This is a genomic window from Aquimarina sp. EL_43 (assembly GCF_943422735.1).
Lineage (GTDB): Bacteria > Bacteroidota > Bacteroidia > Flavobacteriales > Flavobacteriaceae > Aquimarina > Aquimarina megaterium.
Genome location: NZ_CALSBR010000001.1, coordinates 4,449,007 through 4,462,049, shown reverse-complemented (window position 1 = coordinate 4,462,049; position 13,043 = coordinate 4,449,007). Strand labels below are relative to the sequence as shown.

The window sequence follows — 13,043 nt, the reverse complement described above, 5'->3', positions numbered from 1 at the left end:
TTATTTTTTATTGTTCGTCACATAATTTAATACTGCATTTGGTACTTTAATATCCTTTTGCAGATCATTATCCGAAATAGCATCAAAAGCTACTTGTTTAATAGGAACTACCCCTGCCCATATTGGCAAATCCAGATCGCCAGGTTCATCATTTACTCCTTCTGCCCTTACTTTTGCCGAAGCCGTTTCTATACTAATTTCAAGAACTAAAGTTCCTTTAAATTCTTTTTCGTTTGGCTGTCTTACATTATCCCAATGACCAGGAACCATATGATTAAGTATATACTCCAGAGCTTCCATTTTTTCTTGTGGGTCTTCTACTTTTTTTACCTTACCAAATACATTTACTGATCTATAATTCGCAGAATGATGAAAAGCCGACCTTGCTAATACTAATCCATCAAGATGTGTTACCGATATACTCGCCTCTCCTGCTTCTAATAAACTCAACATCATTCTATTTTTAAGTGATCCATGTAAATAGATCTTATCATCCTTTCTGGCATAAGCCATAGGAATCACAATAGCCTGGTTTTTATACACATATCCAACATGACACAAAAATGCATCGTCTAATATGGTATTAATAGTATCTACATCGTAATTTGCTCTTTTTGGTCCACGAACTACCTTATTGAGCGCGGAAGTTGAATATTCTGCCATAATTTATTTTATTTCTTACTCAAAAATAATAGTTTTATGGTGTGCTAAAGCAATCCAGTTTATAAATAATTAGTAGTCCAGTTTTGTTTCCATTTAAAAATAATATAGTTCTTGTTAGAGATAGTAACCGTAATCTATACCTTCAGTTATGTGATCAAATTATTGGTTTCATAAAATCTGGAAAACTACCACCTTCTACCAAATTACCGGGATCCCGAAAATTAGCTGAAGCTCTTAATGTTCATCGCAAAACAGTAATTTCGGCATATGAAGAACTTATCTCCCAGGGGTGGGTCGAAACCATTCCTACAAAAGGCACTTTTGTCACCAGCTCTTTACCAATCATTAACCCTAAAAACTTTGTTCGACCAGTTCTAAAAAACAGTACGAAAGAAAAAAGTGGTTTCTCTTTTCTCACCCGATCACATTTGGTGCGTAAACCTAAGCATAAGACCGATAAAAAAATGCTCGTTGTTGATGACGGTTGCCCTGATCATAGATTAGCACCAATAGAAGAGATTGCAAAAGTATACCGAAATATTACCAAAAAAAGTCATCATGAAAATTTACTCACTTATGGTTCTACATATGGGAATTTAGAATTGAGAAAAAACCTGGTTACTTATCTTAATCAAACCAGAGGTTTACACATTACTGTTGATAATATTTTGATTACCCGTGGGAGTCAGATGGGGATTTATTTAAATAGTCAATTACTCCTTTCTGCAAAGAATAAGGTTATTGTTGTTGGCAATACTAACTATATGACAGCAGACAATACGTTTAAAGAAGCAGGAGCCCGTATAGAACAAGTACCTGTTGATGATCAGGGTTTAGATACTAATGCTATCGAAAAGCTTTGTAAAATCAAACAGATTAATGCTGTTTATACTACTTCTCATCATCATCACCCAACTACTGTAACACTTTCTGCAGAACGACGTATGCACTTACTACAATTAGCTCAATACTACAATTTTGCAATTATCGAAGACGATTATGACTATGATTTTCATTATAACAATGCTCCGATTTTACCATTAGCCAGTAATGATGACCACGGAAATGTAATCTATATCGGAGGGTTCACCAAAATTATTGCCCCAGCAATTCGAATTGGATATTTAGTCGCCTCGAAAGATTTTGTTGATGAAGCTGCCAGATTAAGGCGTATTATTGATAGACAAGGAGATACACTGCTAGAACAAACCTTAGCTCAAATGATTAGTACAGGAGATGTACAACGACATTGCAACAAGGTTCTTAAAATTTATAAAACACGACGAGATCTATTTTGTTCTTTATTGAAAGAGAAACTAGGTAATTATTTTGATTTTGAAATTCCAAAAGGAGGAATGGCAATATGGGTAAAGCTAAACAAAGCATATAATTGGGATGTAATATGTAATGAAGCCGAAAAACTAGATATAGAGCTTAATCCGGACTGGCGTCGTTATGATAATGATAACTCAAGACACAACGGAATCAGAATGGGATTTGCTTCATTAAATGAAGAAGAGATTCTTGAAGTTATCGAGCGACTAGTAAAAGTATTCGAATTCGTCAAACAAAACAAATTGATAATCTGACAAAGACTACACAAAATCACTCTATCGTCAAATCATATTTTGTTAACAGCCCTATAAGTCCCGATGTACTAAATTTTGCTTTCTTTAGTTTGTTGATTTCTGGATCTATTATAAAATTTTTGGCAGTTCTAAAATCAACTTTCTCTGCAATAGTTCTTTCAAAAATTGCTCCAGATAAATTACAATTAGACAAGATCGAACCTGCAAGGTCAGCATCAGTAAAATCTGCTTCTTTTAAGCTACAATCATTAAACGTAGTATTTTTCATAGAAAAGCCATAAAAAGATACATAATCAAGGTTACAATGATTAAATTCTACTTCAAACAGAAAATCATTGCATGTACTAAAATCTAATCCCAGCATTTTACAAGCATCAAAAACAACTTCTTGAAAAGAAGTCTCTTTCATCATTATTGTATTAAAATTACAAGTATCAAATCTACATTCTAAAAAAGTAACCACAGACATGTCTGTCTTAGAAAAATTACAGTTTACGAATGTGCAATTATCATATTCTTTTGATGGTAATTTTTGATTAGAAAAATCTTTGTTTTCAAAAGTTTTATCGATGATTGGATGACTCATAAAAATAGATATCAATACGTTAGTTTATTCTCCAAGGTGGATTTTTTCTATTATCTCCTGCAAAATATAAAATGATTAGGTTTCCATCGGGATCTTTAAGCCTTGCCTCCCTCCATAACCAGCGTTGATCTGTAGGCAATAGATCAAATTGCAGCCCTTCGTTAATAAGGCGTTCTACTTCTTTATCTAATTTTTCAGTTTCAAAATATACATGTACACCATTATTTTCGGGCAATACATCAACCAGGTGAATAGAAAAAGTAGCATCACCTTCTACACATTCAAAACGTGCATACTGTGGTAATGATTCAACAATAAGATGTAATCCTAGTTTCTTATAAAAAGAAATAGAGGTAGAAACATCAAGAGATGGTATGGTAACCTGGTTTAGATTCATTTTATATTCTTTAAATTATAAAACTTGCACTATAATGCTATACCTCCTATTCTATCGCATGTTTCAAAACTTCTAAAGGTATCCTATAATCTTCTTCTTTTTTTCTCCTGAGAAAGTAGATTCAATTCTCTACTGGTTTGTCCAGCAACCGAAGTATTTTCTTCTGCTCTTCGAATTAGATATGGCATTACATCCCGTACAGGACCAAAAGGCAAATATTTTGCCACATTATATCCCTCTGCAGCCTGATTAAAACTTATATGATCACTCATTCCATACAATTGACCAAACCAAACTCTAAAATCATCTTTAGCAATATTAAGTTCTGCCATTAGCTTCATCGCCAGGTAACTACTATCTTCATTATGCGTTCCTATAAAAACAGAGATATCGTCTATGTTTTCAAGAATATATTTCATAGTAGTATCAAAATTCTGATCTGTATGTTGTTTATCTTTACAAATAGGAGTTGGATATCCTTTTTCCTTAGCACGCTCGTTTTCCTTTTCCATATAAGCACCGCGTACAATTTTTACACCAATCTTAAAATCATAAACTCGTGCTTCTTCATGTAATTTTTGTAAGTACTCTAGGCGATCGTGTCTATAAAGTTGCAATGTATTATATACTATAGCTTTTTCTTTATTGTATTTTCTCATCATTTTTGCCACCAATTCATCAGCAGCATCCTGCATCCAGCTTTCTTCTCCATCAATCAGTAAAGCTACATCGCAATCATAGGCTTTTTTACACACCATATCAAAACGTTCTTCGATACGCTCCCATTCTTTTTCCTCTTCTGCATTTAAAGGAGTGCCTTCGGTTTTCTTTTGCCAAACCAAAAACCGGCCAAACCCTGTAGGTTTAAATACTCCAAAGGGCATTGCATCTTTTTGATCAGCAAACTCAAGAAGTTTCATTGTTTTTTCTAATACTGCATCGAATTGCGCTTCTTCTTCTTTTCCTTCAACCGAATAGTCCAATACAGAACATACTCTCTTGTCATACATTTTATCAACCACAGACAAACAATCTTCTTCACTAACTCCTCCACAAAAATGATCAAAAACAGTAGCTCTTATTAATCCCTGAACAGGTAAATGTGCTTTTATAGCAAAATTTGTAACCGCAGTTCCTATTCTAACCAAAGGTTCATTAGAAATCATTTTAAATAGAAAGTACGCTCTTTCTAGCTCTGAGTCGCTTTTTAAGCTAAATGCAGTCTCAGTATTATCAAACAAATTGTTTTGGTTCATCAAAAGTTAATTTTAAAAATATGCACATAGAAATATCATTAATTCTTATGCATACATTGCACTTATTTTAAGATATCTGCAAATATAGAACTTGCGAGTTTATTTTATTATAAATTCTGCTTAATTTCGCTCCCTATAATTTAATACTATATGAAGCCCATAGTTTCAAAAGACTCTGTTGTATATTTTGGTGAAGAATGCTATACAGCATTGAACGCATATCTCGAAAAAGCCAACCATTCAAAAATATGTATCCTCGTGGATGATAATACCCATGAGCATTGTTTATCTTTATTAATGAGCAAGATTGAAAAAGAATATGATATCGAAGTGATTGAAATAGAGAGTGGCGAAATCCATAAAAATATCGAAACATGTAGTGGCATCTGGAATGCGTTCTCAGAATTAGGTATGGATCGAAAAAGCCTAATGATTAATCTGGGAGGTGGTGTTATTACAGATCTGGGTGGTTTTATAGCTTGTACTTATAAAAGAGGAATTAACTATATTAACATCCCAACTTCATTACTGGCAATGGTAGATGCCTCTGTAGGAGGAAAAACCGGTGTTGATTTGGGTAACTTAAAAAATATGGTAGGTGTGATCAGTGAATCAGAAATGGTTCTTGTTGACACAGAATACCTGGCTACTTTACCAGTAAATCAAATGTGTAGTGGATTTGCCGAAATGCTAAAACACGGACTCATTCAAGATCGTGAATATTGGGAAAAGATAAGTGATCTTTCTCAACTTAATTTTGAAGATCTGGACCAAATGATTTATGACTCTGTAGTGATCAAAAACAAAATTGTTTCTGAAGATCCTACCGAGCAAAATGTTCGTAAGTATCTTAATTATGGTCATACACTAGGTCATGCTATCGAATCTTTTTATCTCACTCATCCCGAAAAACCAACATTGCTTCATGGTGAAGCTATAGCAATAGGGATGATTATGGAAGCTTATATATCTACAGAATTACTTTCCTTAACCAAAGAAGATTTAGAATATATTAGCTCTGTAATTTTGGCTACATTTCCAAAAATAGATATTGATGCTGGAGATTATAAAAGAATCATGAAACTTCTTATTCATGATAAAAAGAATGAGAACGGAAATGTTTACTTTGTTCTGTTAAATACTATTGGTGAAGCAAAATACAACTGTATTGTATCGGATGAATTGATTCTTACATCTTTTGAGTATTATGCTTCTTTATGATATAGGATATTAAGGTGTAATGGTTTTATATTTTATGATTAACTAGAGAGACAACACGAACTATTCTTTTTCTTTAAACGGGGATCTCTACTTCTGTAATAGACGGCTATTAATCATAATATTGAGAAGCTACATTCTTAGCATTTCATTACATTAGCAAAAGACAACACTTATTAAAAATCATAACCTCTTGAGAAAAAAACTTATAAAGCTTTTTAAAATACTACTACTAAGCATACTCACCTTGGTAGTTATCACGGTTGCGACCTTGTATTTTGCTTTACATGAAAAACTTCCTGAAGGAAAACCTGGCCCTGAAGCTGATAAATTTGCATTAAAAATACTAGATGCTGTTAAGCATGACAACTATCTAAATACTGATTATTTACAATGGACTTTTAGAAATAAAAACCATTATCTCTGGGATAAAAAATCAAATACTGTAACTGTAAAAATAGATGGTCACTCGGTGCTTTTACATTTGGATTTTCCAGAAAAAAACCGAGTACTTAGTACAGCCTACCTTAGTGATCATAAAAAGAAAAAAATGATAGAAAATGCATTGGTAAATTTTAACAATGATTCTTTTTGGTTGGTTGCTCCTCATAAGATATTTGACAAAGGAACAGTGCGTAAATTAGTAACTTTAGAAGACGACACTAAAGGATTATTGGTTACCTATCAATCTGGAGGGACTACTCCTGGAGATTCTTACCTCTGGAAAGTTGATAAGAATTACAGACCTACAAGTTATAAAATGTGGGTATCTATCATTCCGATTGGAGGGCTTGAAGCTACCTGGAAAAACTGGACAACTACAAAAACAGGAGCCCACCTCTCTCAACATCATAAATTACTTGGTTTCGGGATTCCAATTAGCGACCTTAAAACGTGGAATGATTAAAAGACATAAAAAAGGGTGAAACATAAAGTTTCACCCCCTAATAGCCCAAATATTATATTCTAATTATTTTATAGATATTTTTTTGGTAATTGTTTTTTTAGAATCTGTTACCTGAACAAAATACATTCCAGGAGAGAATGTACTAATATCAATCGTATGACGATCTTTTCCTCCCGGAGTAGTATCTAAATCAACAACTTTTAGTACTCTACCATTAATATCTTTAATAGATAATGTAGAAGAAGTATTTAATACATTACTAACTTCAATGGTAAGAACTTCATCAGCTGGATTAGGATACGCTTTAATACTTAGTTCACCAGAAATCCCACCTCTTTGTAGAGAAGCTTGAGTTGCAGAACCACAAGGTCCGAGGTTCCTCCAACCAGTAGATGTTCTTTCGTATAAACTTCCTTGATAGGTTACACGATCTCCTACAGAATATACTGTACCACTAGAATAGGGCTGTACTCCTGCACATGGATCATTTGGATCAGTTGGGCATGGCCCCAGGTTTTTCCAACCAGTAGATGTTCTCTCATATAAATTTCCTTGATAAGTTACACGATCTCCTACAGAATATACAGTACCACTAGAATAGGGTTGTACTCCTTCGCAGGTGATTCCTCCATCTGTACAGTTACCAGTAGAAGCATAACTATCCTGGCTACATTGAACCGTAAAAGAATCTACAGTAGCATTAGATGAATTTTTAGCTTCCCAACTCGCTCCTCTAGTCGTTGAAACCTGTCTGGTTTGACCAGAATTAATTGAAAACTGAGAACTATTGTTTGTAAAATACTCTAAAGTACAATCTGTATTATTGTTAAATGTTACCGTTGCAGAATCACCAGTATTACATCCAGTAGTGCTACATGTTTGAAGACAACTAGAAGAACTAATCGTATTACGAATCACATTACCCGGTTGTGGACCAAATCCTTTAGTAAAGTTAATTCCTGCACTAGTAAGGTGACAGTAACTCATAATAGTTCCTCCATCTGATGGGATCGCTGGTCTAGAACAACTACCTTCTACATTATAACAACCATCAATCGCAGTATTATTACCGTTCCAAACACATGCCTGGGTATGATTTGAACCTAAGTTATGTCCCATCTCATGTGCAATTACCATTACAGAAAATGAGTATGTAGGTACATTATTAAAAGTTTTATTAATACCAGAAACTGCAAATCTGTAATTAGATTGACAAACACCACTTAAATATGCTACTCCACCAGAGAAATCATAAGTTACAAAATGTCCCAGGTCTGCTCCATTAAGACCATTTTGCCTTCTATAACGCGAATAATCAGACAACCCACTAAATGGGTTTTGAGAAGTCCACGCATTTATCTGTGATATTTTTACAGTCACATTATCATTAGAATACAATATAGCTACCTGATTAAATATAGATTGCAAATAATCAGATGCTTGCTGGCTTCCTCCCTTGTCTCTTACAACATCATTCCCTATATCGAAGTACACCTTAACACACTTTTCTGCCGCTTTACTGGTAGAAGGGTTATCAGAAAGCTCTTCTTTTGTATAACCTTCATAATTCGCTTCGGTATTACAGGTAAAGTCCTGTAGATGAATTAAGTTATTATCCTCATACATGATATGTTTCGAACTGTTTTCTAATCGCCCCATAACAAGGTTTCCGTTTTCGCCACCTATACTTATGACACCCGAGACTTCACCATCCAATAAACTAATGGCGGCAATAGAGTTTGTTTTACCTCTTACTACTCCTCTATAATGAGAAACAGTTTTATCCGATTTAACAACGTTACCAGAAGGCATTTCTACAATTTTAAAATCATCTGTAGCAATATCTACTTTAACCAACTCTAGTACCATAGAAGATTTTTGCCCTGGGATTTCCAAATTCATAGTTTTGGGAGCATTAGACTTCATAGAAGCCATTTTTTTGGCATCTAAAGAAAATAAAGTATAATCTTTAACCTCTTTTGGTAATTGTACATTCGATTTTTGCTTAGCTGTCATTAAACTAAACAATTTAACGTCTTGAAAATCTGAACCCTGTGTTTTTTGTTGTTTTACCAACTCACTAGGTCTATGCTGCGACTGTTGAGCCTGCATAAAATTTATTACCATAAAAAAGGTAATTGCAATTTTGAACATGTTTTTCATCGTGATTAGTTTTAATTTTGAAGAATTCCTCTATTGACTACATTGGGCTATTTATACTATCAATAGTAAAAACTTCAAAGAGTTTGTGAATAATTAAGTTACTAATTCTACATACCGATTTAAAAAAGTTCATAAGCAGTTCTGAAAAATATAAATCATTCAATATTTTAGTTAAAAAACTAAAAAAACATCATTAATAAAATCATTTTAATCAAAAAAAACCTTAAAAAAGAACATATTGTTAGATATATTTATTTCTAAAAATTAGCCTTAATTTCAAATAAATGTCTAATAATCCGTAATTATTTTTTTTTAGAATGCTGATATCCAAAATTTCATGAAACTTCTTACTTGTTAAAACAAAATTCTTACATGTACTTTATATTGAAAGAAAATTAATACGCTGGTTTTATGTTTTACACATATACAAAATACTGTTTTTCAGTTGATTAAAAATATTTTCACAAGATTCAAAACATATATCTCTAACAAAAATGTTGATTTAACATGACTGAAACTTTTCCAATTTCACAAAACGCTGTCAAATAACTACATTTGCAATCTTGGTTTAGAATTTATGGTTACATCAGAAGAAAATATTGAGGTTTTAGGAGCACGTGTTCACAACTTGAAAAATATCGACGTTACCATACCTCGTGAAAAATTAGTAGTGATTACAGGTTTATCGGGATCTGGTAAATCTTCTTTGGCTTTTGACACTATTTATGCAGAAGGGCAACGGCGTTATATAGAAACCTTTTCTGCCTATGCAAGACAGTTTTTAGGAGGATTAGAGCGACCAGATGTCGATAAGATTGATGGACTCTCTCCTGTTATTGCAATCGAGCAAAAAACGACCAGTAAAAGTCCGCGTAGTACAGTTGGAACCATTACCGAAATTTATGACTTTCTCAGGTTATTATTCTCAAGAGGAAGTGATGCTTATAGCTTTAATACTGGAGAAAAAATGGTAAGCTATAGTGATGAGCAGATCAAGAATCTAATTTTAAAAGATTTTGCCGAAAAAAAGATAAGTATTCTGGCCCCTATTGTTCGTTCTAGAAAAGGGCACTATCGAGAGTTATTTGAGCAAATTGCAAAACAAGGGTTTGTAAAAGTGCGTACCAATGGAGAAATTAAAGATATCACCAAAGGTATGAAGCTCGATCGTTATAAAACTCACGATATCGAAATCGTTATTGATCGATTAAAGGTCACCAAAGATCAGGATAATTCAAAACGTCTAATGGAGACGATCAATACTGCAATGTACCACGGTAATGATGTATTGATGGTGATCGAACAAGAATCTCAGGAAGTACGCTTCTTTAGTCGAAATTTAATGTGCCCATCTAGTGGTATTTCTTATCCTAACCCAGAACCCAATAACTTTTCATTTAACTCCCCAAAAGGAGCCTGCCCTAAATGTAATGGTATAGGAAATTTATATGAAGTAAACCTAAAAAAAATCATCCCAGATGATACTATATCTATAAAAAATGGAGGCTTAGCTCCTCAGGGACCTCAAAAAAATAATTGGATTTTTAAACAATTAGAATTAATCGCACAACGCTATGATTTTAAATTAAGTGATCCTATAAAAAAAATCCCCGAAGAAGCCATGCAAATTATCCTTCATGGTGGAAAAGAAAAGTTTACTGTAAATAGCAAATCTCTTGGAGTTACCAGAGATTATAAAATTGATTTTGAAGGTGTAGCTTCGTTTATCGATAATACATATAAAAATAATGATTCGACCTCATTAAGAAGATGGGCCAAAGATTTTATGGATAATATTCAATGTCCATCATGTAAAGGGTCAAGACTGCGTAAAGAATCTTTATATTTCAAAGTAAATACTAAGAATATTGCCGAATTATCTGCAATGGATATTAGTGAGCTTTCTGAATGGTTTAAATCTCTTCCCGAGCATTTAAGTGAAAAACAAAATAAGATTTCGGGAGAAATATTAAAGGAAATTAATGCCAGACTTCAATTTTTGGTAGATGTAGGGCTTACATATTTATCTTTAAACCGAAGTAGCAAATCACTCTCTGGTGGCGAAGCACAACGTATACGATTAGCTACTCAAATCGGTTCGCAACTGGTTGGAGTTTTATACATTCTAGACGAACCCAGTATTGGTTTACATCAGAGAGATAATCAAAAACTAATCAATTCACTAGTCCAGTTGCGAGATATAGGTAATTCTGTTATCGTTGTAGAGCACGATAAGGATATGATAGAACGCGCTGATCATGTTATCGATATTGGACCATTGGCCGGGAAACACGGTGGAGAAATTATTAGCGAGGGTACTCCAGAAGAATTACAACAACACGATACACTTACAGCAGATTATTTAAGTGGTAAAAGACAAATTGAGACTCCTGCAAAACGCAGAAAAGGAAACGGGAAAACCATTTCACTAAAGGGAGCTACAGGAAATAACTTAAAAAACGTATCTATTGATATTCCTTTAGGTAAAATGATTGCTGTTACCGGGGTTTCGGGTAGCGGAAAATCTACACTCATCAACGAGACACTCTACCCTATTTTAAATGCATATTATTTTAATGGTGTAAAAAAACCAATGCCATATAAAAGCATTAAAGGCCTCGAACATTCAGATAAAGTAATTGATATTAATCAATCTCCTATTGGCCGTACACCAAGGTCAAACCCTGCAACATATACAGGTGTTTTTTCTGAAATAAGAAGTTTATTTGCCAAAACTCCCGAAGCTATGATTCGTGGATATAAACCGGGACGTTTTAGCTTTAATGTTCAAGGAGGAAGATGTGAAACCTGCAAAGGTGGTGGATTAAGAGTAATAGAAATGAATTTCTTACCCGATGTATATGTAGAATGCGAAACTTGCCAGGGGAAACGATTCAATAGAGAAACTTTAGAGATTCGATATAAAGGAAAATCTATTTCTGATGTCTTAGAAATGACAATCAATGAATCCTGTGTATTCTTTGAACATATCCCCAAGATTTCAAGAAAATTGAAAACTATCCAAAATGTTGGTTTAGGATATATTACTCTTGGGCAACAATCAACTACGCTATCTGGTGGTGAAGCACAACGTATTAAACTAGCGACAGAATTATCAAAAAGAGATACCGGTAATACTTTTTATATTCTGGATGAACCTACGACAGGGCTGCATTTTGAAGACATTCGTGTTTTGATGGAAGTACTAAATGAGTTGGTAAATAAAGGAAATACAGTTTTAATTATAGAACATAATCTGGATGTAATCAAAATGGCTGATTATATCGTTGATATCGGATATGAAGGAGGGAAAAATGGAGGAAAAATTGTAGCTACAGGTACACCAGAAGAAATTATAAAAGATAAAAAAAGCTATACTGCTCAGTTTTTAAAGAACGAGCTGTAAGTAACAATATTTAAAAAATAAATTATGAGAAAAGAGCAACACCATAAAGGCTGGAATGAAATAAAAACAAATGATTCATGGGCAATCTTCAAGATTATGGGAGAATTTGTTAATGGGTTTGAAAAAATGAGTAAAATAGGGCCTTGTGTATCTATTTTTGGATCTGCACGTACAAAAACAGATGACAAATACTACCAATTAGCTGTAGATGTTGCCAAAGAAATTGTGGATCAGGGTTACGGAGTTATTACTGGCGGTGGTCCTGGTATAATGGAAGCAGGAAATAAAGGAGCACATCTGGGAGGAGGAACCTCTGTAGGACTTAATATAGATTTACCTTTTGAACAACATGACAATCCGTACATCGACAGTGATAAAAGCCTGGATTTTGACTATTTTTTTGTACGTAAAGTGATGTTTGTAAAATATTCTCAGGGATTTGTAGTTATGCCAGGAGGGTTTGGAACTTTGGATGAATTATTCGAAGCAATAACATTAATACAAACCAAAAAAATTGCAAAATTTCCAATTATACTGGTAAGTACAGAGTTTTGGGGTGGACTAATCGATTGGGTAAAAAGTACATTACTCCAAAAATTCGGAAATATAAGTCCCGAGGATTTAAACCTAATACATATTGTAGATACCCCAGGTGAAGTATTAGATATTTTAGATAAATTTTATACTCAGTATAATTTAAGTCCGAATTTCTAATTCATTTTGTTATCAAATCAATTATTAATATAAAATCGATTTTGAAGAATATCATAATAAGGCTCTGCCTATAGCTAATAAAGTTTTAATAGATAAGACCAGATAGGTAACAATATTCCTTTTTGATTTATATCTTAAAAACGT

General features: G+C 33.5%; 10 protein-coding genes. 5 read left to right on the top strand and 5 right to left on the bottom strand.

The genetic code is table 11. The annotated features are described in order from the left end of the window. Positions 1 to 663: a pyridoxamine 5'-phosphate oxidase family protein gene (locus tag NNL09_RS19155; RefSeq protein ID WP_109853008.1), complete on the bottom strand. Its 663-nt coding sequence runs from the start codon at positions 661 to 663 to the stop codon at positions 1 to 3. 83 nt (positions 664 to 746) lie between these two features. On the opposite strand from NNL09_RS19155, the gene NNL09_RS19150 reads away from it, so the two are divergent. Beyond that, a complete protein-coding gene (locus NNL09_RS19150) occupies positions 747 to 2,252 on the top strand; it encodes a PLP-dependent aminotransferase family protein (protein ID WP_196910251.1) in 1,506 nt (501 codons plus the stop codon). A 16-nt stretch (positions 2,253 to 2,268) separates the two neighbouring features. Here NNL09_RS19150 and NNL09_RS19145 read toward each other — a convergent pair whose 3' ends face one another. The 3 genes from NNL09_RS19145 to NNL09_RS19135 all read right to left on the bottom strand — a co-directional run bounded on the left by NNL09_RS19145 (position 2,269) and on the right by NNL09_RS19135 (position 4,491). Then, positions 2,269 to 2,838, bottom strand: a complete 570-nt coding sequence (locus NNL09_RS19145) for a pentapeptide repeat-containing protein (protein ID WP_196910252.1) — start codon at positions 2,836 to 2,838, stop codon at positions 2,269 to 2,271. A gap of 19 nt (positions 2,839 to 2,857) precedes the next feature. Further along, complete coding sequence (locus NNL09_RS19140; protein WP_025663682.1) at positions 2,858 to 3,235, bottom strand: VOC family protein; 378 nt, start codon at positions 3,233 to 3,235, stop codon at positions 2,858 to 2,860. Between the two features lie 83 nt (positions 3,236 to 3,318). Further along, on the bottom strand, positions 3,319 to 4,491 hold the full coding sequence (locus tag NNL09_RS19135; RefSeq protein WP_025663681.1) for a proline dehydrogenase family protein: 1,173 nt from the start codon (positions 4,489 to 4,491) through the stop codon (positions 3,319 to 3,321). Positions 4,492 to 4,641: 150 nt separating this feature from the next. Here NNL09_RS19135 and aroB point away from each other — a divergent pair, with 150 nt between their 5' ends. After that, a complete protein-coding gene (gene aroB / locus NNL09_RS19130) occupies positions 4,642 to 5,712 on the top strand; it encodes a 3-dehydroquinate synthase (protein WP_196910253.1) in 1,071 nt (356 codons plus the stop codon). 190 nt (positions 5,713 to 5,902) lie between these two features. Further along, entirely contained in the window at positions 5,903 to 6,616 is a 714-nt protein-coding gene (locus NNL09_RS19125; protein ID WP_196910254.1) for a hypothetical protein, read from the top strand. A 63-nt stretch (positions 6,617 to 6,679) separates the two neighbouring features. On the opposite strand, the gene NNL09_RS19120 is transcribed toward NNL09_RS19125, so the two are convergent. After that, positions 6,680 to 8,779 (bottom strand): M12 family metallo-peptidase, encoded by a 2,100-nt coding sequence (locus tag NNL09_RS19120; RefSeq protein WP_196910255.1) that lies wholly within the window; start codon positions 8,777 to 8,779, stop codon positions 6,680 to 6,682. 577 nt (positions 8,780 to 9,356) lie between these two features. Between NNL09_RS19120 and uvrA the strand changes: the two genes are divergently transcribed. Then, on the top strand, positions 9,357 to 12,185 hold the full coding sequence (uvrA, locus tag NNL09_RS19115; RefSeq protein ID WP_196910256.1) for an excinuclease ABC subunit UvrA: 2,829 nt from the start codon (positions 9,357 to 9,359) through the stop codon (positions 12,183 to 12,185). 24 nt (positions 12,186 to 12,209) lie between these two features. Beyond that, positions 12,210 to 12,899 (top strand): TIGR00730 family Rossman fold protein, encoded by a 690-nt coding sequence (locus NNL09_RS19110; RefSeq protein ID WP_196910257.1) that lies wholly within the window; start codon positions 12,210 to 12,212, stop codon positions 12,897 to 12,899. Positions 12,900 to 13,043: the final 144 nt, after the last annotated feature.